Genomic DNA, 21118 nt, shown 5'->3' with positions numbered 1-21118 from the left:
ATGACCTGCTTGTCTCAGCAGGATGCGTGCCAAACGCAAGCGATTGATTCAAAAGGGGGTTGTCCGATACGGATGACTGTCCGGGTGTCCGCGGACACCCAGCGGACAGGGCCTGTCCAGTACCGGACACGTAGAATGTCCGTTCGTTTCATTCAGAGGGAAGACACAGGCCTATGTGCGGAATTGTGGGTGCGATTGCCGATCGCGACGTGGTGCCGGTACTGATCGAGGGACTGAAGCGGCTGGAATACCGGGGCTACGATTCCGCGGGCATCGCGGTGGTCGACCAGCAGGACGTGCGCCGCGTGCGCCGGACCGGCCGCGTGGCCGAGATGGAGGGCGCTGCCGCGGCCGAGGGCTTCAACGCCAGCCTGGGCATCGGGCATACGCGCTGGGCGACCCATGGCGGCGTCACCGAAGCCAACGCCCATCCGCACATCAGCCACGGTGTGGCGCTGGTGCACAACGGCATCATCGAGAACCACGAGGAGCAGCGCGAGAAACTGCGCGCGCTCGGCTACGTGTTCGAGTCGCAGACCGACACGGAAGTGATCGCCCACCTGATGCATCACCATCTGAAGGGCGGTGACGATCTGCTGGCTGCGCTGCAGCGCACGGTGAAGGAACTGACCGGCGCGTACGCACTGGCCGTGGTCAGCCGCAAGGAGCCGGACCGCATGGTCTGCGCGCGCATGGGCTGTCCGCTGCTGATCGGCCTGGGCGAGGGCGAGAACTTCATCGCCTCCGACGTGTCCGCGATCATCCAGGCCACGCGCCGCGTGATCTTCCTGGAAGAAGGCGACACTGCCGAGGTCACGCGCGCCGGTGTCACCGTGTACGACGGCCAGAACCAGCTCGCGCAGCGCGACGTGCATGTGTCGGACGTGTCGCTGGCTTCACTGGAACTGGGCCCGTACCGCCACTTCATGCAGAAGGAAATCCACGAGCAGCCGCGCGCGATCGCCGACACCATCGAGGCGGTGATCGATAGCGGCTTCTCGCCGGCGTTGTTCGGCGCCAACGCGGAAGCGGCGCTCAAGGACATCGAGGGCGTGCAGATCCTCGCCTGCGGCACCAGCTACTACGCCGGTATGACGGCACGCTACTGGATGGAGGCGATCTCCGGCCTGCCGTGCAATGTCGAAATCGCCAGCGAGTACCGCTACCGCGCCGCGTACGCCAATCCCAAGCACCTCATCGTCACCATTTCGCAGTCCGGCGAAACGCTGGACACGATGGAGGCACTGAAATACGCCAAGTCATTGGGCCACCAGCACACGCTGTCGATCTGCAACGTGCCGGAAAGCGCGATTCCGCGCGCCAGCGAACTTGTCTGCTACACGCGCGCCGGTGCCGAAATCGGCGTGGCGTCGACCAAGGCCTTCACCACCCAGCTGGCAGCGCTGTTCCAGCTGACCGTCGTGCTCGGCAAGCTGCGCGGCAAGGTCACGCCCGAGCAGGAAGCCGATTACCTGGAGCAGCTGCGCCATCTGCCGGGCAGCGTGCAGCATGCGCTGAACCTGGAGCCGCAGATCGCGGCGTGGGCGGAGCGTTTCGCACCCAAGTCGGACGCGCTGTTCCTCGGTCGCGGCCTGCATTACCCGATCGCGCTGGAAGGCGCGCTCAAGCTGAAGGAAATCTCCTACATCCACGCCGAGGCCTATCCGGCCGGCGAACTGAAGCACGGTCCGCTGGCGCTGGTCGATGCCGACATGCCGGTGGTGGTGATCGCGCCGAACGACGTGCTGCTGGAGAAGGTCAAGTCCAACATGCAGGAAGTGCGTGCGCGCGGCGGCGAGCTGTTCGTGTTCACCGACCAGGACAGCCACTTCAGCGAATCGGAAGGCGTGCACGTCATCCGTACACCGCGCCACGTCGGCGTGCTCAGTCCCATCGTGCACACCATCCCCGTGCAGCTGCTGGCGTACCACACCGCGCTGGCCCGCGGCACCGACGTGGACAAGCCGCGCAACCTCGCCAAATCGGTGACGGTGGAGTAAGTCGCTCTCCGATGCGGCAAACGCAACGGGCCGCTCTTGGGCGGCCCGTTCGCTTTGCGTCGGAAGCGTCGGCGATCAGGCGGTCGCGTTACCGGTGGTCGGCAACGACAGCCGCTTCTCGAGGTCTTCGCGCATGTCGACCAGTTCGGTGGACAGCTGCTTGCGCTTGGCCATGCCTTCGCGATGGATCTCGCGGACTTCCTCGACCGTGCGGATCAGCGTGTCGTTGACTGTTCGCAGCGTTTCGATGTCGATCACCGAGCGCTGGTTGGCGCGTGCGGTGCCGACGGCGGTCGAATGGACCAGTTCGGCGTTCTTGCGCATCAGTTCGTTGCTGGCATCGTCGATGGCGTTGGCCAGTTCGACCGCGTTGCGCTGGTCGGCCAGCGACAGCTGGATGGCGAACTGGTTACGCCACATGGGGATGGTGATGTCGCGCACCGCGCTGAACTTCTCGATCAGCTGGATCGCGTTGGCCTGGATCAGCCGGATCATCGGCAGCGTCTGGTCGGCCGCATGCTGCAGCACCTGCAGGTCGGACACGCGCTTGTCGATCAGGCGCAGCGCGGTATCGAGCGCGGCGCGGCGGGTACGCGATTCGGGATCTTCCTGGCCGGACAGTGAGGCCAGGTCCGCCTCCAGCTCGGTGATGCGGATGCGGCCGGCGGCCACGTGCACGCCCAGCTCGCGACGCTCGTCGAGCACGATGTCGTGCATCTGGTCGTACTCGCGCACGCGCTGCTGCTGGATCTGCTGGGTCTTGCCGACGTCGCCCATCAACTGGTCGATTTGGCGATTGGTCGAACTGTAGCGCTGCACCAGGTCGTCCTTGGTCGCGCGCATCTTGTCGATCAACGGGCCGAGGATCGGCAGCTTGGAGCGGCCATGGAAGGATTCGAGGTTCAGCGAACGCGCAATGCGGACCACCTCGCCCAGCTTGTCGCCGCTGCTGTCGAGATCGGCGTTGCGCACCTTGTCCAGCAGCTGCGTGCTGAAGGCGCTGGTCTTGGTGGTGGCCTCGCGCCCGTAGGTGTGCAGGTTGCCGGGTGCGATGTCCTGCAGCGCCTTCGCCGCTTCCTGGATACGCGGGATGTCGGCGCTTTCCAGCCCCAGATCGGTCAGCAGCTGCGGCGACAGCGCCGCGGGGACCAGCGTCTGTTCGGGATTCGTCGTCGTCATGGGGCCTCCTGGGATGGGGTGCGCTGCCCGGCGGGCGCCGGTGCGGGCAGGTGTTCGATGTGGGCTTCCAGCTCATCTATCGTCCGCATGGCGGAGGATAGCTGCATTCCGTGCCCGGCACCGGCCGTGACGCCCTGCTGCTGGTCCAGCAGCACGGACAGTCGGGGCAGTTGCTGGGCGTGGCGTTCGGCGATGGCGAGCGCATTGGCGGCGACCAGGTCCAGCTGGCTGGCGGTGATTTCGTAAGCGCTGCGCAGCGTGACGAGGTGGGCGAGCCGTGATGTGCCGGCAGGCGTGCCGCCTTCTGCCGACGCCTGCTGGCGGGCGAGTCCGTCGATGTCCTGTTGCAGGCGCGCGCAGGCGTCGCGCAACCGTTGCGCATGGTCGGCGAGCGTCGCGTGCTGGTGGCGCAGCCGCGTCGCTTCGAAGCCGGCCTGCCGCAGCAGGATGCCGCTGCGTTCGCGCAGTGCACGCGCCTCGGCGGCGAGCCGGATGTCGCGTCCGATCAGCCGGCCCCAGAACCCGACGCTGCGACGGAGCGCGCGTGGATCGGCGGAGAGCAGCACCGTGCGCAGGTCGCGCAGGGTCGCCTGCAGGTCGCTGGCGCTGGCGTGCGTCAGCGCCCCGATGGCGGCGGCGTGATCGGCCCGTCCGGGAACGTCGTCGTCCATCGCGATCGGCGGATTCACCGCGGCAGGTCTCCGGTGCCTTCATCGGGCACCGACGGAGACACATCCAGTGTCGGTGTCGGACGCTCTTCCTTGAAGGCGAGGCTGGCGATCACCTGGTCGAACTCCGCCTCGCGCGGCGATCTCGGTTTCGCCTTGCGCGTGCCTGACGACATGGGCGGCGTAGCGTTGCTGCGCATCGCCTGCGCCAGGGCGACCAGGGCCGCGTTGAGCTGGTCCTGCCGCGCCATCGTCTGCTTCAGGGCGTCCAGCACCGGCGCGGTGTCGATCGCGGGTGCCGGAGCGGTGGGTGCAGCGACGGCTACCGGTTCCGGCAAGCGCAGCGATTGCAGCGCCGACAGCAGCGCCTCCCACGGGGCGGGCGGCGCTGCTTCGGCCGGGGCGGGTTCGCCCAGGCGCTGCAGGCCGACGGCGATGTCCGCCAGCTGCGCGACGACGCGACCGCCGACATCGGCATCCTCGGCGCCCATTGCCTTGTTGCGCAGGAAGTCGGCCTTGATCTGGTTCCAGCGTGCTTGTTCTTCGCCGGTCAACGTGCCGCGCAGCTCGCCCAGTTTCAGCAGGTTCTCTTCCGCGCCGGTGGTCAGCAGCTGCGCCTCGCCGAGGTAGTGGTCGGAGATCAGCTGCTGCAGCTCGGTGGCATTCATGACCGGCGAGATCTTTTCCGCCAGCTTGTTCATGTTGCGGTAGCTGCCCTGCAGGCGGAACGGTGGCTCCACCCGATACTTGTCGGCCTGCGCGGCGCTGGCTATGTACTGCTGGTTGACGCGATAGACCACGTCGCGCACGGTCAGCAGCCGCTGCAGCACCGCGACGATCTCGCCGATTTCCGCACCGCTATAGGCGTGCGACAACTGGTTGGTACTGACGTCCTTGCCGCGCGCCTTGTCGACCAGCAGGTAGAGGTCGGCCATGTCGCGGGTCGCGAGCGGGGCGAGCACCGGGTTGGAGGTCAGGCAGTTCTCCACGTAGCTGAGCAGGAACGCATCCTCCATGCCGCCCAGCACATCGCCCAGGTTGTAGATGTCGGCGCGGTTGGCGAGCATGTCCGGGATCTTGAAGACCTCGCCGGACTCCGTGTACGGGTTGCCCGCCATCACCACCGCGAACTTGCGTCCGCGCATGTCGTAGGTCTTGGTCTTGCCGCGCCAGACGCCCTCGATGCGGCGGGTGCCGTCGCACAGCGAGATGAACTTCTGCAGGAACTCCGGATGCGTGTGCTGGATGTCGTCCAGGTACAGCATCACGTTGTTGCCCATCTCCAGCGCGAGGTTAAGCTTCTCCAGTTCCTGCCGCGAGGTCGCGTCCGGCGCCTGCGCCGGATCCAGCGAGCGCACTTCGTGGCCGAGCGCCGGGCCGTTGATCTTCATGAAGACCAGGCCCAGCCGGTGGCCGACGTATTCCATCAGCGTGGTCTTGCCGTAGCCGGGCGGCGAAATCATCATCAGCAGGCCCATCAGGTCGCTGCGCTTGTTCTCGCCGACGGTGCCCATCTGCTTGGCGAGGTTGTCGCCAATCACGGGCAGGTAGACATCGTTGATCAGCTTGTTGCGGACGAACGAGCTCAGCGGACGCGCCTTGAACTCCGACAGGCGCATCGCCGCGCGCTCCCGCTGCGCGACTTCGCCACGCAGCGCCTGGTAGCGCTGCCAGGCGGGCACGAAGTGATCGCGATGCGTGGCGAAGCGTGCCGGCAGGTCGTCCACCGCCAGCGACAGGCCGCCGTCACGGATGCGCGCGTGTTCGCCGAGCAGGCCATCGACGCGCACCATCAGCGTGACGTGTTCGATCACGTGCGTCAGGTGTGCGCCATGACGGAACAGGGCGATCGCTTCCGGGACGTACGCCGCCAGATGCGCCTGGTCGGGCAATGCGGTCACTGCGTCGAGCGCCTGCCGAAGCAACGACCAGGCCGCGGCAGGTCGTGCGTCCAGGCGGTGCAATGCGCTGGCCAGTACGCTGCCACCGGCCTCGTCAGCCAAGCGTGCGCGGAACGCAGCCACCAGCGACTCGGCGTAATGGGTGAAACGGAACGTGGGTGTCGCAGCGGTGACGGTGTCCGTCAGGAAGGCGGCCGCGGCCGATGCGTCCGTAGCGGGGAAGGGCAGCGCATCTCGCAGTGCCCATTCGACCATGGCGGTCGCCAGCTCGTCGCGCAGCGTCGGCACGGCGCGGCCCGCCGGCGACATCGTATCGATGGCGCGTGCCGCGCGTATGCGGTCGGTCGTGTCCTGGGGAGTCGCATCGCCGCGGCACCACCAGGCCACCGCCAGCGCGCGCGCGGCGGGGGCGTACTGCAGCGTGCCCGCCGCCTGGCGCAGCGGCAGGTAGCTGCGCAGGATCGCGGCGGCATCGTGGTCGTGGATGCCTTTCTCGTAGCCTTCGCGGTAGCGTGGCGCGGCGTAGTCGCGGACGATCCGGTCCAGTGCTTCCGGGTCGGCCAACGCATGATCGAGTTGCTCCGCACCCAGTCCGCCTTCGCCGGCCAGCGCGTCCTGCAGCAGCCGGCAGGCGAGGTACTCGCCGCGGTACAGCGTGGGCGATTCGGATTCGAGGGTGACGTCCCAGTACGCGCGCAGCGCCTCCAGCGCAGGTTCCTGCAACGGCTCCAGGTAGTCGGTGCCGGTGAGGTGTACGGCCAGCGTGTCGCCGCGCGGGATCAGCGTCAGGTCCAGCGGTTGCGTGTTGACGCTGAAGCGGTGGCGCGGTCCCAGCCGGATGACGTTGCCGGCGTCCTCGAACAGATCGCTGCGGTCGCGCAGGCCGCGTACGGCCTGGTCGCGTGCGCCCTTGATGCGCGCCTCGATGTCGTCCGCCTTCACCGAGTCCTTCAGCTCGCGCAGGCGGCCGGCCAGCTCGCGCAGCTTCAGGATCAGCGCATCGCCGGCGAAGAACGCATTGAGCTCGTCGGGCGTGGTGAAGCGTTCCGTGCGTCGGGCCAGGCCTTCCAGGATCCGGCTGGCCGCTTCCTGCACCGACTGTGCCTTGCGCTGGCGTTCGTCCAGCAGCGCCTGCTTGTGCGCTTCGAAGGCTTCCAGCATCTCCTCGCGCTTGGACAGGATGTCGCCGAGGAACTGCTCGTGCTCGCCGAACTGGCTCTCCAGTTCCTCCAGCTGCACCATCAGGCGCGACAGCTGCTCGTCGGCGCGCTCCGGCGTGGTCGCCATCGCCAGCGCGTTGCTGACGGCCTGGCCGAACAGGGTGAACTGCGCGCCGAACTGGGCCACGGCCTCGGCCGAGCCGAGTTCGCGGCGGCGCTGGGTCGCGCGCGCGCGGCTCTGGTTGAGTTTCGCGTAGATCGCCGATAGCGCATCGACCACACGGGTGCGCTGGGTGGCGTCGTCGACCCGCAGCGTCGCCATCAGCTCGGACAGCATGTCGAGTTCGCCGGCCATGCCTTGCATGGCCTCGATCGCCTCGGCCAGCTCGCGTGCGCTGGCGGCCTTCTGTGCGCGCGCATCCAGTTCGCCCAGCCGCTGCTGGAACGGCGCCAGTGCCTTCTCGCCGGCGAGGAACTGGCCGGTCGCGGTGCCGACGCGTTCGTGCGCCTCCTGCAGCGCCGCCGTCATCGCGTCGATGGCGGTGGTGTCGATATAACGGTAGTCGCGAATGGTCAGCAGGTGGCCGCGCAGACGCGAGACGGCGCCCAGCGCCTCGACGAACTCGCCGATGCCGTTCCAGCCCGCCGGCTGCAGGCGGCCGAGCAGGGCGCGATGGTCGCGCTGCGCCTGCGCCATCGAGGTCTCGGACTGGCGCCGGATCTCCTGCACCTTCTCGTATTCGTCCAGCACCGACTCACCGGTGCCGGCGATCTCGTGCAGCAGCGTGGCCAGGCCATCGCACTGCGTGTCGTCGATCCAGTGGTGCAGGTCGAACAGGCGGCGCGTGCCGTGCGTCAGCAACTGGTAGCGTTGCGCGGAGACATCGTCGCGCTCGATCTCGCGGGCGAGGTCGAACAGGTTCGACACTGCGCGCACCAGTTCGGCATTACCGAGCTTCGCCATGAACGAAGTGCCGGCGGGACGCGTCGCCGCGAATTCGTCCGAGCTGAAGGGCGTCTGCCACACCTGCATGGGGTGGACGCGGGTGGGGTCGTCGTTCTCGGCGCGGAACAGCACCATGCGGCCGTCGTGCAGGCGCGCGTAGCCGTGCGCGAGCACCGGCGGCTGCAGGCGGCGCTGCACCAGGTTGTAGACCAGCAGCGCGGCCTGGCCTGTCTCGCGCTCATAGAACACGTACATGACGTCTTCGCCGTTCGGCGAGCGGATCGTGCGCTTGTACTGCATGTCCTGCACCGCGGCATCGAAGGCCTTGTGCTCGCCGTTCTGCAAGTAGTAGCCGCCGGGGAAGATGATGCCGTGGTCTTCCGGCAGCTGAATGCAGGCCTGCACGATGGCGTCCAGCCGCGTTACTTTTCCGGTCTGGGTGTTGTAGACCAGCCCACGCCAGGCGCTCTCGCGGTACGGCAGCACCTTCAGCAGGATCAGCGAACCGACGCGCGCGAACTCGATCTGCGCATCGTCCAACGACTGCGTGCGGTCCTCGACCGGTTCGCTGTAGACGCCGGCGCCGGTCTCGGTGTTGTTCTCCACCTTCAGCGTCAGGTCGCCGCCGATGGTCTCGACGAACAGGGTGTCGAGGATATTCAGGTGCGGATGACGACCGCTGACTTCCATGTCCTTGGTCGCGCGGGTCCATTCGAAGTCGAACGGAGGCGGCAGCACGATGTCGCGCTCGCCGCGCGCATCGAGGTAGTTCACCTCGCCCTCGGAGGTCAGCGTCCAGCGGAACACGCGCACGTCGGTGTTCTTCAGGCCGATCTGGAAGGCCATCAGCAGGCGGCCGTCGCGGACGATCAGCTGCAGCAGGCGCGCGTCCTTGTAGTAGCTGTACAGCTCGCTGAAGTCGCGCTGGAACGCGCTGTCGGCGAGGAAGCTGGCGGCGATGTCGACCGGCGCCACGTCGTAGCCTTCGCCGGCTTCGACCAGGCGGTAGATACCGAACACGTCGGCGACCGAGGTGGTCGCCTTCAGTCCCATGTAGACGTTGAAACCGAACAGCAACAGGTCGCCGACCTGCACGATGTCGCGGCCGACCGAGTTGTGCTCGGTGCGGATGCGCAGGCGGCCGATGGCTTCCATCCGGCTGTCGCCGAACTCCTGCAGGCGGCGCGCGTTGAGTGCGTCCACGACGGTGCGCAGGCGCGCGCCCTGTTCGTCGAGGCGGCGACGCAGCACGTCGTAGGCGCCGCCCTGGGCGACGGCCTGGTCGACCTGCGTATCGGTGGAGGGGACTTCGGTGTTCGGCGTATCGGACATCGGACCTCATCCTCGCCCGTCCTGGGCGGTCGATGCGGAAATCGGGGCCGACGGCACGCGCCGCCGGCCCGGCTCAGGCGCGCGGGGTCAGGCGTCGGTCGCTTCGGCCTGGCGGCCGGCGAGCGGCAGGCCGGAGCCCGCCAGACGACCCAGCAGCTGCGCCGCGATGGGGCTCTCGCCCACGATGCCTTCCAGCGCCTTGCCCAGCGACACGCCCTTGGTCAGCGCGTTGAACACGCCACCGTCGCCACCGATCAGCTCGATGTTGGCGTTCTTCAGCGCGCTCGCCAGTACCTCGGCGTTCTCGCGCGAGATCGCCTTGCCCGCATCGATCGACGCCAGCAGCTGGCGCAACTGGGTCTCCAGCAGCATGCGGAACTCTTCGTGGCTGCGGGCGTCCGGGCTCATCTTGCCCATCGCGTCGAACTTCGAGGTCAGGCCCTCGGCTTCGGCGGACATCTTCTTGGCGATGTTGCTGGCTTCGGCATCGCCCATCGCCTGGGTGGCGCTGGCGTTGGCGTGGCCCAGCTTCTGCGCGCCGTCGGCCTCGGCGCTCAGGCGCTCGGTCAGTACGCGGGCGTCGGCGTTGCCCTGCTTGTAGGTCGCGTCCGCCTTGGCTTCCAGCACGCGGGCTTCGGCCAGGCCGGTCTTCTCCATCGCCACGGCATTGGCTTCCTGCACCTGCGCCTCGGCCAGACCGTGGGCGGCGCTTTCGGCGCGCACGCCATCGGCCATCACGCGCTTGGCCTCGGCCTGCTTGCCGGCAGCCTGCAGTTCGGCGTCGGCCAGCACGGTCAGTTCGACGGCGCGGTGGCGTGCCGCCTGCTCGGCCGCTTCGGCCGCCTTGACGTCCTTGACCAGCGTTTCCTGCGCGGCCGCTTCTGCGGCCAGCACGGTCACCTGCTTGGCGCGGTCGGCCTCGGCGACTTCGCGCGTTTCCTTGATCTTCTCTTCCGCCACGGCGACGGTCTGCTCGATCTGAGTGCGCTCGCGCACCACGTTCGCCACTTCCATGCGGCCCTGTTCGACGACCTTGTCGCGGTCGACCTGCTGCATCTGGACTTCCTTGTCGGTGTTGACGCGCTCCAGCTGTTCGGCACGGGCGACGCGCTCGAGTTCGATGGCGACGGCGCGGCGACGGTTCTGCTCGGCGACCTCGACCTGGCGCAGCTGTTCCTGTTCGCGGATCTTGATCTGCTCCTCGGTCTCCAGGCGCGCGCGCTCGGACACCTGGCGCTGCTCCTCGATCACCTTGGCGGTCTCGGCGGCTTCGCGGGCGCGCACGGTCTCGACCTCGCGCTGTTGGCGCGCCTCGGCCTCCGCCTGCTGGCGTTCGAGCGCGAGCAGGGCTTCACGGGCTTCGGTGTTCTTCTTGGTGATCGCCAGCTTCTCGTTCTGCTCGAGCTCGTTGGTCTGCACGTTCTGGCGCGCGGTCAGCTCGGTGATCTTGCGGATGCCTTCGGCATCCAGGATGTTGCTCGGATCGAGCAGGTGCTTGGGCGTCTGCTCAAGGTAGTCGATGGCGACGTCTTCCAGCACGTAACCGTTGAGGTCCTGGCCGATGACGGCGACGATCTCGTCACGGAACTCCTGGCGCTTGTCGAACAGTTCGGTGAAGTCGAACTTCTTGCCGACCGTCTTCAGCGCCTCGGAGAACTTGGCGTTGAACAGCTCGTCCACGGCATGCTTGTCGGACGCACGGTCGGCGCCGATCGCCTTGGCCACGCGCAGGACATCGGCCGGCGTTTCGTTGACGCGCAGGTAGAACGCCACCGCGATGTCGGCGCGCATGTTGTCCTTGCAGACCAGGCCTTCCTTGCCGCGGCGGTCCACCTGCAGGGTGATCAGGCTGATCTTCATCAGCTCGGCCTTGTACAGCACCGGGACGATCAGCGCGCCGGTGAAGTGCACCTTGGGATGCGAACTCATGTCGTTGACGATGAGGGCCGTGCCCTGTTCAACCTTCTTGTAGAAGGCCTTGAAGATGCCGATGAAGCCGAACAGCAGCACCACTGCGACGCCGAGAATGGTGATGACGAAGAGCAGGTTGGTGGTATCCATGGCGGAACTCCTTGAGGATGTGGCGGATGCTTACTGCTGGTCGAATTCGGTTTTCGAGATGATGCGGAATGCGTTGGCCGCTTCCAGGTGCTCGATCAGCACGACCTGATCGCCGCGCTGGAAACTCTGGTCGGGCAAGGAACGCACCTGTAGGATCAGGCCGGCGCCGCCATCATCGAAATGGGCGCGCCCATTGCGCTCATCGACGGCCGGCGAGATGACACGGCCGGCGCGACCGAGGACGCTGGGTGGCACTGGTGGGCGCAGGCGAGCGATAAGTTTGGCCAGCGGTCGCAGAGTCACCGACGTCGCCAGTACGCCGGGGACCAGTGCAGCGACCGCGACACCCAGGCCGGCGAGACCGCGCAGCGCATCCGGCGCGAGGGGCAGCAGGTACCGCTGCGCAAGGAAGCAGACGATCCATCCAAATAGGGCGAGGACCGTCAGCACCAGCGTCAATGGAATGCCGGAGAGACCGATCTTCGCGAGTATGCCGGCGACGAACGATGGCTCGATGCTGTCGCCATCGCTCCCCAGCCAGCCGTCCACCGTATCGAGGTCAAGCAGGCCGGTGGCCGCGAGCATCCAGTAGATGACGCAGACGGCGAGCAGCACACCGTAAACGACGGTTGGGAATGTCAGGATGATGGTGAGGAACTCGTTCAAGTGACCCCCTGTTTCAGCGCTTGCGCGCGGACGACGTGATGCGCTTGCGGGCACGGTCCAGCACGGCCTGTGCGGGATCGGCGTTCGTCTTCTGGTGCTTGTCCGGGCTCGTGGCGCCGCTTCCCTGCGCAGGCGCGCGACGCCGCTTCATGCGCGCGGCGGACGCGAACGCGGGCTCGGGATACAGCGCATCGCCCGGCTGGCGGCGTGCGACGGTCGCCTGCGCACGCTGCAGGCTGTTGGAGGCGCGCAGGATGTCCAGCTGGTGTTTCAGGCGACGAAGACGGCCTTCGAGCTGTTCGACCACGTGCGCGAACTGGCGCTCATGGACGGTCAGATCCTGTCCTTCCTCCGCGCGCTGGCTGCGTTCCGCCTGCTGGCGGACCACGTCGTCCGCGGCCGCGCGCGCCTGCGTGGCGCGTCCCTGACGCAGCGCGGTCTCCACCTTGGCCTCTGTCTCCCCGATGCGCACGGCCAGCGCAGCCTGGTGCTGCTCGTTGGCGACGCGACGCGCCTTCGCCGTCGCATGCTCGCCGCGCGCACCGTGCAGTGCGTCGTCGATGGTGCGGATCTCCTCGTCCAGCAGCCGCTCGGCGCGGTCGCCCATCACGGCGCCGGCCAGGCCTTCCATGCCTTCCTGGATGCGCTTGAACAGGGTCTTCAGCGTGTCGGGCATCAGGCCCTCCTCCGCGTCGTGGTCCGCAGGAACGGGCGGTAGGCCTCGGTGGCGTTGATGACGTTCTCGGCCAGCGTCTCGATCTCGAACATGACGTTGGCCAGGCTGGAGTGCGTGTCGAGCGCGCCGAACATGGTGTAGCCGGCGACGCCGCCGATGCGCTGCATGCCGATGGTCGAAAGCGGCAGCAGCACGTGCGTGCTGAGCACGTGCGCGTTGAATGCGGCCGCGTCGGTCACGTCCTCCACCGGCCACAGGTAGGCCTCGACCAGGATCTGTTCACCGCCCACGGCAAGGAACACCGACAGATCGCCGTACTCGTGCATCACCAGATGCAGGCTGGGTTCGGCGCCCTCGATGGTCTCCAGACTGATCAGGCCATCGCGCACGGTGCTGGCCTGCTGCAGCGCATGCCGGATCGCAGCGACGGTCCAGCCGGCCTCGGTGGACTGCGTCGGCAGGTAGGGGATGCCGGACTCGCGGGTCGCCTCGCGCATCGATTTCTCGATGGAGGCCAGCTCCTCGGCGTACTCCGGTCGGATCCAGACGTCCTTCTTGACCAGCCCCTGCTCACGCATGCGCTCGCGGTAGTTGCGGACGTGCAACGTGGAGGCCTTGATCGCGGGGCGGGAGGCTGTCATGAAATTGAACTTATTTCTTACATGTAATGTTGTCAAGCGGCGGCGCGGGACCGCCCGGACCGGATGACCAGCCGATGACGCCTGTCGCGCAGGTGTAACAAGCGGCAGGGACAATGGCGCCAGCAACGAGGTCCCTCTCTCCTCCCACGTTGCGGCGAAGCCCGGTCGATGCCGGGCTTCGTGCTTTCCGGGCCACGCGCCGTCAGTGATATGCTGAGAAAGATGAGGATCTGTCGACGCTGTTACGCCGTCTCCCCGCCATGACGGCAGCCCTTTCCCCCCACGCAAAGGCAGAGCCGCTCGTCATCGCCCACCGGGGTGCCAGCGCGCACCTGCCCGAGCACACGCTGGCCGCCTATGCGCGCGCGATCGCGGACGGTGCGGATTACATCGAGCCGGACCTGGTCGCCACCCGCGATGGCGTGCTGGTGGCGCGCCACGAGAACGAGATCGGCGGCACCACCGACGTGGCGCAGCGGCCCGCGTTCGCCGCGCGCAAGCGTCGACAGGTGATCGACGGCACGTCGGTCGAGGGCTGGTTCACCGAAGATTTCACGCTGGCCGAACTGAAGACGTTGCGGGCGCGGGAACGTCTGCCGGCGCTGCGCGACACCTCGTACGATGGATGTTACGAGATCGCGACGCTCGACGAGATCATCGCGCTGGCCGCGGAACAGGCCGCGCGCAACGGGCGCACGATCGGCCTGATTCCTGAGATCAAGCACCCCAGCCACTTCCAGCAGATCGGGCTGCCGATGGAGGACCGGTTGCTGGAGGTGCTGGCCGCGCATGCCTACACGCGAGAAGCGCCGGTGGTGATCCAGTCGTTCGAGCAGGCCAACCTGCGCGCGCTGCGTGGGCGCCTGGGGCCTTCGCATCCCAACATCCGGTTGCTGCAGTTGCTCGAGGTACCAGACGCGCAGCCGGGCGATGCGCTGGCGGCGGGAGAACCGACGCGCTATGCCGACCTGATGACGCCGGCAGGGTTGAACGACATCGCTGGCTACGCCGAGATCATCGGGCCGTGGACGCGCTCGCTGATCCCGCTCGCCGACGACGGCACGCTGGGGACGCCGACATCGCTGGCATCGGATGCGCGCAATGCGGGGCTGGAGGTCTGGCCCTACACCTTCCGGCCGGAGAACCACTTCCTGCCGACGGCGCTGCGCGAAGGCGAGGATCCACGTACGCGCAGCGAGGCGGGATCTCTTGCGGAGATCCGCGCTTACCTTGCGCTGGGGATCGGCGGTTTCTTCACCGACGATCCGGCGCTGGGGCGTCGCGCCGTCGACGCCCGCTGAGCCGTCTCAAACCCGGCCGAACACCAGGCTGGCATTGGTGCCGCCGAAGCCGAAGCTGTTCGACATCACCGTGTTCAACGTCGCGTCGCGGCTCGCCTGCACGATGGGGAAGGCGGCAGCGCCTTCATCCAGCGCCTCGATGTTGGCCGAGCCGGCGATGAAACCGTCGCGCATCATCAGCAGGCAGTAGATCGCTTCGTGCACGCTGGCGGCGCCCAACGAGTGACCGGACAGGGCCTTGGTGGACGAGATTGGCGGCAGGGTGTCGCCGAGTGCGTTGCGGATCGCGTCGAGCTCGATCACGTCGCCCAGCGGGGTCGAGGTGCCATGCGTGTTGAGGTAATCGAGCGGCGCGGTGACGCCCTCCAGTGCCATCTGCATGCAGCGCACGGCGCCTTCACCCGAAGGCGCGACCATGTCGGCCCCGTCGGAGGTCACGCCGTAGCCCAGCAACTCGGCATGGATGCGTGCGCCGCGCTTCACCGCGTGGTCGTAGTCCTCGAGCACCAGCATGCCGCCACCGCCGGCGATGACGAAGCCGTCGCGATCCGCATCGTACGGACGCGACGCGTGCGTCGGATCGTCGTTGCGCTTGCTCGACAACGCGCCCATCGCATCGAACATCATCGTCAGCGCCCAGTGCAGCTCTTCACCGCCGCCGGCGAACACGATGTCCTGGCGCCCGGCGCGGATGAGGTCCGCCGCGGCGCCGATGCAGTGCGCGGAGGTCGCGCATGCCGCCGAGATCGAATAGCTGACGCCCTTGATCTTGAACGCCGTGGCGAGCGTGGCCGACACGGTGGAGCACATCGTGCGCGGCACCATGTACGGGCCGACCTTGCGGATGCCGCGTGCACGCAGCAGGTCGGCCGCTTCGATCTGCCATTCAGCCGAACCACCGCCGGAGCCGGCGATCAGGCCGGTGCGCGGCTGGCTGACCAGTGCCTCGTCCAGGCCGGCATCGGCGATGGCGTCGCGCAACGCGATATGCGCGAACGCTGCGGCATCGCCCATGAAGCGCTTCTGCTTGCGGTCGATCTGCGCGTCGAGATCGATCTCCGGCGCGCCGCCCACGTGGCTGCGGAAGCCGAGTTCGGCGTACTGCGGGATGTGGCGGATGCCCGAGCGGCCTTCGCGCAGCGCGGCCGACACGGTATCCGCATCGTTGCCCAGGCAGGAGGTGATGCCGAGACCGGTGATGACGACACGACGCATGTCAGAAATTCTCCGTCGACGTGAACAGGCCGACGCGCAGGTCGCGTGCGGTGTAGATCTCGCGACCATCCACCAGCATGCGGCCGTCCGCGACGGCGAGGACGAGCTTGCGGTTGATCACGCGGCTGATGTCGATCTCGTAGCTGACGCGCTTCGCTGTGGGCAGCACCTGGCCGGTGAACTTCACTTCGCCGGAACCGAGCGCACGACCGCGGCCGGGCGCGCCGATCCACGTCAGGAAGAAACCGGTCAGCTGCCACATCGCATCCAGGCCCAGGCAGCCCGGCATCACCGGATCGCCGAGGAAGTGGCACTGGAAGAACCACAGGTCGGGATGGATATCGAGCTCGGCGCGCACCATGCCCTTGCCGTGGGCGCCACCGTCCTGGCGGATCTCGGTGATGCGGTCGAACATCAGCATCGGGTCGTTGGGCAGGCGGCCGCTGTCGGGGCCGAACAGTTCACCGCGCGCGCTGGCCAGCAGCTGTTCGCGCGAGAAGGAAGCGGGGGCGTTCATTGCGTGGTCCGTTCTGCGAAGGCGCAAATAATGCACACATGTGCATACGCTTGTCTTGATGCAGATCAACGGCGGTTTTTCCATACGCCGGCGTACCATCGACGAAGTGCAATCGCGGCAAGGGTTTGGCGCATTCTGTCCGCGACTCCACACGCAACCGTATCGTCGCCGCACGCATCCATGCGATCGCGTACGGCGGCCGATATCATCGCGTGATGCGCAAGATCATCCACATCGACATGGACGCTTTCTACGCGTCGGTGGAGCAGCGCGACGATCCGTCGCTGCGTGGACGGCCGGTAGTGGTGGCGTGGCGCGGCGAGCGCTCGGTGGTGTGTGCGGCGTCATACGAGGCGCGCGTCTTCGGTGTGCGTTCGGCGATGCCGGCGGTACGCGCGGAGCGGTTGTGTCCGCAGGCCGTCTTCGTGCCGCCCGATTTCGCGCGCTACAAGGCGGTATCGCGGCAGGTGCGCGAGATCTTCCTGCGCCATACCGACCTGGTCGAACCGCTGTCGCTGGACGAGGCCTACCTCGACGTCACCGCGCCGAAGTCCGACCTGCCAACGGCCACCGCTGTCGCCGAGACGATCCGTGCGCAGATCCGCGAAGAGACGCAGCTGACGGCCTCGGCCGGCGTGGCACCGAACAAGTTCCTCGCCAAGATCGCGTCCGACTGGCGCAAGCCGGACGGACAGTTCGTGCTGCGGCCGCACCAGGTGGAGGCGTTCCTGACGCCGCTGCCGGTCGAGCGCATCCCCGGCGTCGGCAAGGTGATGCAGGGCAGGCTCAATGCCGATGGCATCCGCACGGTCGGTGACCTGCGGGCGTACTCGCAGCACGAGCTGGAAACGCGCTACGGCAGTTTCGGCGGTGGACTGTACCGGCGCGCGCGCGGCATCGACGAGCGACCGGTGGAACCCGACCAACCGGTGCAGTCGATCTCATCCGAAGACACCTTCGCCACCGACCTGCTGCTGTCCGAACTGGAACCCCACATCCTGCGCATCGCCGAGAAGGCGTGGGCCGCCAGTCGCAAGACCGAGCGCATCGGCCGCACCGTGGTGCTGAAGCTGAAGACGGCGCAGTTCCGCATCCTGACGCGCAGTTTTACGCCGGAATCGCCGCCGGCCTCCGCGCAGGAGTTCATCGACATCGCGCTGGCGTTGCGCGAACGCGTGGACCTGCCGCCCGCGACGCGCTATCGCCTGGTCGGGGTGGGCCTGTCGGGATTCCGGGATCGCGAGGAAACCGTCGTACAGGCCGGGTTGTTCGATCCGCAGGAAGCGTAGGCGGCTTGTTACGCCGCTTGCCAGTCGAACACGAGGGCCTCGTTGCGCTCGAAGCGACGCAGGTGCGAGGCGATCACCTCCTGCAGGCGTGTGCGTGCTTCCGCATCGGGCGCGTACAGCGTGATCAGCAGTGCGTCGCCTTCCACCGCGAAGTCAGCCGGGCCGAGGTCGCCGAACGGAATGCGCGCATGGGTGTCGTCGGGGCGTTCGATCTCGAACTTGTGCCGCCAGTGGTTGCACAGCGTGCGCAGCAGCTTGGCGGGGTCGGTAGGAACGACGGTCACGCGGGAAGCAGGTTGCATGGTCATGAGCACGGAAAGCGGGGCTTCCTGTTTACCTCTGCACGCAGGCAACAAAAAGGCCGGCAACGGAACAGTCCATTGCCGGCCTTCTTCGTCCGTCCGGATCAGTCGCGCGCGCTGTAGCGCAGGCTAAGGCCGTACTCGCGACCAGGCTGGTTGTACCAGGCGATCGTTTCGTACTCGCGGTCGAACACGTTGCTGGCGCGCGCCTGCACCGACCATTCGTCGGTGATGGCGTACTCCAGACGCAGGTCCAGCGTGCCGTAGCCCGCCAGGCGGACGCTGTTGGCGGCGTTGTCGTAGCGGTGGCTGGCACCGTAGCCGGTCACGCCGATGCGGAAGTCGCCGAACGCGCGGTCCACGTCGAGGCGTGCGGTGTTGCGCGCACGGCGCGCCAGCAGGTTGTCGTAGTTCAGGCCGCTCGTATGGTTGCGCGGATCGGTGTGGCTGACCTGCGCGGCGATGTCGAAGCCGGCGAGCGTCAACGCGCCCGTCAGTTCGAGGCCGCGGATGCGCGCTTCGTCGGTGTTCGCCGGCAACCAGTTGCTGTCCAGCGCGATCAGGTCCTCGACGCGCGTCTCGTAGACGTTGACGCCCCAGTTCCACGCATCGCCGTACTGCGCCAAGCCGATGTCGAGCGTCTTGGAGCGCTCGGGTTCCAGCAGCGCATTGCCGGAGAACGGGTAGTACAGGTCGTTGAAGGTCGGTGCCTTGAAACCAGTGCCGGCGTTGACCGTCAGCTTGAAGCCGCCGCCGAACGCGAGACCCCAGCCGAGGTTGCCGGTGACGTGGTTGCCGAACTGGTCGTTGTCGTCGTTGCGCACGCTCGCCTGCACCTGCTGCGCGCCGAAGCGGCCCTGGTACTCGATGAATACGCCGGTGTTGTCGCGGCTGTCCACGGGTACGCCGACGGTATCGTTGACGAAGTCGACGCTGCTGGTGACCTCGTCGCGCTGCCAGTCGGCACCGGCGGTCAGCAGGTGCTGCTCGCCGAACGCGAAGTCGCCCTGCAGCGAGGCGGTGTCGCGACGCGTGTCGAACGTGCTGACATACGCGCGCGCGCCGGAGGTGGCGTCCGCGAAATAGTTGTCCGATTTGTCGGACGCACGACCGACCTGCGCGGTGAGCGTGGTGGCGCCGGACGGCTTCCACGTCAGCTTGCTGCCCAGCACCTGCTGCACGTTGTCGGCTTCGTTGCCGCCGTAGATGCTGCCGTCGAATTCGTTGAAGGCATCGGCGTTCAGCGCATGGCCTTCCAGCGTCAGCGTGTCGGTCAGCTTGTAGCCGCCGCGCACGTTGAGCGAGACGTTGCGGTAGCCGTCGTCATCGGGCTCGTCGGTGAAGCAGCCCTGGAACAGCGTGCCCGAGCCCCGGCAGGCGTTGATGCCGTCGGTTTCCTGGTAGGCGGCGTTGGCGCCGATCCAGCCGCGTTCGCCGCCGTAGGCGAAACCACCGCTGGCTTCGCGCAGGTTGTGGCTGCCGCCACCGATACGCAGTTCGCGCGACAGGCCCTGAGTGCCGCGGCGGGTGAAGATCTGGATCACGCCACCGATCGCTTCCGAGCCGTACAGGCTGGAGCGCGGGCCGCGCACGATCTCGATGCGCTCGATCTGGTCGACCGGCAGGTCCTGGAACGACGCCAGGCCGGCGGTCGCCGAGCCGATGCGGATGCCGTCGACCAGCACCAGCACGTGGTCGGATTCGGTGCCGCGGATGTTGAGGGTGCTCAGCTTGCCCAGGCCGCCCTGGTTGGTGAAGCCGATACCTGCGCGACCCTTCAGCAGGTCGATCAGCGAACGCGACTGGCTGCGTTCGATCTCCTCGCGGGCAATGACCTGCACCGGCGCCAGGCTGTCGCGCACGGCGACGTCGGTACGCGTGCCGGTGACGACGATCTCGTCGAGATCGGTGGCGTCCTGTGCCTGCGCGGCGAACGGGAGGGCCAGCGCGACCGCGGCGGCGAGAAGGGAAAGGGAATGACGGCTGTACATCGGACTCAACTCCATCGCGCGCCCCGCGCGCATTCATTTCGGCGTGGAGTTGCGATGCAGGAGAGGGAGCGTTGCGGACAGCGCGGCAGACAGGCGGCGGCGCGGCACGCCGCGACGCCCTCCGCATCGCAACCAGTGGACTTCCAGGCCGGTCTCCGGGCTTGCGAAGGCGTGCCGTGCACGCTGCCGTGGCGCCTTCCCATGCGTGATCGCACAGTGGCCGATGCCGCGGTTGTCTTCGCCTACCGTTGCGGGGGCAGCGCCGGAATGCCGCGTGTGCGGGTCACCGGCTTCCCGTTTCAACCCATGGCAGGACTGCCGGGGTCACCTGAAAGCGCGCGCAGTATACGGGATGGGGTGGATCAGTCGTCGCCGCGCGAGTCGAACAGGTTCAGCGAAGGTCCCGTGTCTTCCTCACGCTCGGTGTGCGTGGTGGTCACCGGGCCGGCGGCGGGGCGGCCGCGCGGCGGGGGCAGCAAGGCTGCGGCGGCGTCGTAGGCCACCAGCAGTTCGCTGCGGCGGTCTTCAGGCAACTGCTGCCAGTGGCAGTCCAGCAGCGCGCCTTCCAGCGCGTACAGCAGGTTGAGGCTGGGACGGAATCCCGCGCGCTTCACCCGGATAAAGGCTTCCACCGCGCCCACCGACTCCAGGTCCTCCTGCGTGCGCAGGCCGACCTGGCGTAGCCAGGCGGCGGACTTGGGGCCGATGTTGCGCAGCTTGGTGCCTGTCATGTCAGCGAATCCACGAAGATGGCGGCGATGCGTTCCATGCCCGCCTGGTCGTCGGCATCGAAGCGCGCCAGGCGTGGGCTGTCCAGGTCGAGCACGCCGACCAGTTCATCCCCTTTCACCAGCGGTACCACCAGTTCCGAGCGTGACGCGGAGTCACAGGCGATGTGGCCCGGGAAGGCCTCCACATCGTCCACGCGCTGGGTCTGGCGGGTGCGTGCGGCGGCTCCGCAGACCCCCTTGTCCAACGGGATCCGCACGCAGGCTGGTAAGCCTTGGAACGGACCGACCACCAATTCCCGGCCATCGAAGAAGTAGAAACCCGCCCAGTTGAAGTCCGGCAGGGCGTGATAAAGGAGCGCCGACAGGTTGGCCGCGTTGGCGATGCGGTCGGGTTCGCCGGCCAGCAGGGCACGGGCCTGTTCGGCCAGCTGTGCGTATTGTTCCGGCTTGCTGCCGGTGAGCGTCTGGGAAGTGAATGACATGGGTCGATTCTACTCCCCGCGTCTGCTGGGCGGCCCGATATGATGTGTCACACAAGCGGG

Annotated in this window: 16 protein-coding genes and 1 riboswitch; of the genes, 3 read left to right on the top strand and 13 right to left on the bottom strand. The window is 67.4% G+C overall.

Annotated elements, in window-relative coordinates; all coding sequences use genetic code 11:
- Positions 1–173: 173 nt before the first annotated feature.
- Entirely contained in the window at positions 174–2000 is a 1827-nt protein-coding gene (gene glmS, locus IB230_RS15725) for a glutamine--fructose-6-phosphate transaminase (isomerizing) (protein ID WP_192273722.1), read from the top strand.
- Positions 2001–2075: 75 nt separating this feature from the next.
- Here glmS and IB230_RS15720 read toward each other — a convergent pair whose 3' ends face one another.
- The 7 genes from IB230_RS15720 to IB230_RS15690 form a co-directional block, all read right to left on the bottom strand.
- Complete coding sequence (locus IB230_RS15720) at positions 2076–3179, bottom strand: toxic anion resistance protein (RefSeq protein ID WP_192273721.1); 1104 nt, start codon at positions 3177–3179, stop codon at positions 2076–2078.
- The gene (locus tag IB230_RS15715) at positions 3176–3868 is read right to left on the bottom strand and encodes a hypothetical protein (RefSeq protein ID WP_192273720.1); all 693 of its coding nucleotides are present in this window, start codon (positions 3866–3868) and stop codon (positions 3176–3178) included. Before IB230_RS15715 ends, IB230_RS15720 begins: the two co-directional genes overlap by 4 nt.
- Positions 3865–9186, bottom strand: a complete 5322-nt coding sequence (locus tag IB230_RS15710; RefSeq protein WP_192273719.1) for a DNA repair ATPase — start codon at positions 9184–9186, stop codon at positions 3865–3867. Before IB230_RS15710 ends, IB230_RS15715 begins: the two co-directional genes overlap by 4 nt.
- 87 nt (positions 9187–9273) lie before the next feature.
- Complete coding sequence (locus IB230_RS15705; protein ID WP_192273718.1) at positions 9274–11247, bottom strand: hypothetical protein; 1974 nt, start codon at positions 11245–11247, stop codon at positions 9274–9276.
- Positions 11248–11277: 30 nt separating this feature from the next.
- Entirely contained in the window at positions 11278–11913 is a 636-nt protein-coding gene (locus IB230_RS15700; RefSeq protein ID WP_192273717.1) for a hypothetical protein, read from the bottom strand.
- A 13-nt stretch (positions 11914–11926) separates the two neighbouring features.
- Entirely contained in the window at positions 11927–12589 is a 663-nt protein-coding gene (locus IB230_RS15695; protein ID WP_192273716.1) for a PspA/IM30 family protein, read from the bottom strand.
- A complete protein-coding gene (locus IB230_RS15690; protein WP_192273715.1) occupies positions 12589–13230 on the bottom strand; it encodes a DUF2170 family protein in 642 nt (213 codons plus the stop codon). The genes IB230_RS15695 and IB230_RS15690 overlap by 1 nt, the downstream gene beginning before the upstream one ends.
- Before the next feature lie 260 nt (positions 13231–13490).
- On the opposite strand from IB230_RS15690, the gene IB230_RS15685 reads away from it, so the two are divergent.
- Entirely contained in the window at positions 13491–14531 is a 1041-nt protein-coding gene (locus IB230_RS15685; protein ID WP_192273714.1) for a glycerophosphodiester phosphodiesterase, read from the top strand.
- A 6-nt stretch (positions 14532–14537) separates the two neighbouring features.
- Here IB230_RS15685 and fabB read toward each other — a convergent pair whose 3' ends face one another.
- Positions 14538–15746 carry a beta-ketoacyl-ACP synthase I gene (gene fabB, locus IB230_RS15680; protein WP_192273713.1) on the bottom strand — a complete coding sequence of 403 codons (1209 nt, stop codon included), beginning with the start codon at positions 15744–15746 and terminating at the stop codon, positions 14538–14540.
- A 1-nt stretch (position 15747) separates the two neighbouring features.
- The gene (fabA, locus tag IB230_RS15675) at positions 15748–16263 is read right to left on the bottom strand and encodes a 3-hydroxyacyl-[acyl-carrier-protein] dehydratase FabA (RefSeq protein ID WP_192273712.1); all 516 of its coding nucleotides are present in this window, start codon (positions 16261–16263) and stop codon (positions 15748–15750) included.
- A 215-nt stretch (positions 16264–16478) separates the two neighbouring features.
- On the opposite strand from fabA, the gene dinB reads away from it, so the two are divergent.
- Positions 16479–17552 (top strand): DNA polymerase IV, encoded by a 1074-nt coding sequence (gene dinB, locus IB230_RS15670; protein WP_192273711.1) that lies wholly within the window; start codon positions 16479–16481, stop codon positions 17550–17552.
- Positions 17553–17560: 8 nt separating this feature from the next.
- Here the strand turns inward: dinB and IB230_RS15665 are convergent, their stop codons facing one another.
- The 4 genes from IB230_RS15665 to IB230_RS15650 all read right to left on the bottom strand — a co-directional run bounded on the left by IB230_RS15665 (position 17561) and on the right by IB230_RS15650 (position 21058).
- Positions 17561–17854, bottom strand: coding sequence for a DUF2218 domain-containing protein (locus IB230_RS15665; RefSeq protein WP_192273710.1), 294 nt, complete (start codon positions 17852–17854; stop codon positions 17561–17563).
- 104 nt (positions 17855–17958) lie between these two features.
- The gene (gene btuB / locus IB230_RS15660) at positions 17959–19845 is read right to left on the bottom strand and encodes a TonB-dependent vitamin B12 receptor (protein WP_192273709.1); all 1887 of its coding nucleotides are present in this window, start codon (positions 19843–19845) and stop codon (positions 17959–17961) included.
- 128 nt (positions 19846–19973) lie between these two features.
- Positions 19974–20192: riboswitch (cobalamin riboswitch) on the bottom strand.
- A gap of 15 nt (positions 20193–20207) precedes the next feature.
- On the bottom strand, positions 20208–20576 hold the full coding sequence (locus tag IB230_RS15655; RefSeq protein WP_142126073.1) for a TfoX/Sxy family protein: 369 nt from the start codon (positions 20574–20576) through the stop codon (positions 20208–20210).
- On the bottom strand, positions 20573–21058 hold the full coding sequence (locus tag IB230_RS15650; RefSeq protein WP_192273708.1) for a GAF domain-containing protein: 486 nt from the start codon (positions 21056–21058) through the stop codon (positions 20573–20575). The genes IB230_RS15655 and IB230_RS15650 overlap by 4 nt, the downstream gene beginning before the upstream one ends.
- Positions 21059–21118: the final 60 nt, after the last annotated feature.

This window comes from Pseudoxanthomonas sp. PXM01 (assembly GCF_014851815.1).
In the GTDB taxonomy this organism is placed as follows: Bacteria; Pseudomonadota; Gammaproteobacteria; order Xanthomonadales; family Xanthomonadaceae; genus Pseudoxanthomonas_A.
The sequence above is the reverse complement of the archived record's forward strand: the minus strand, read 5'-3'. Positions and strand labels throughout refer to the sequence as shown.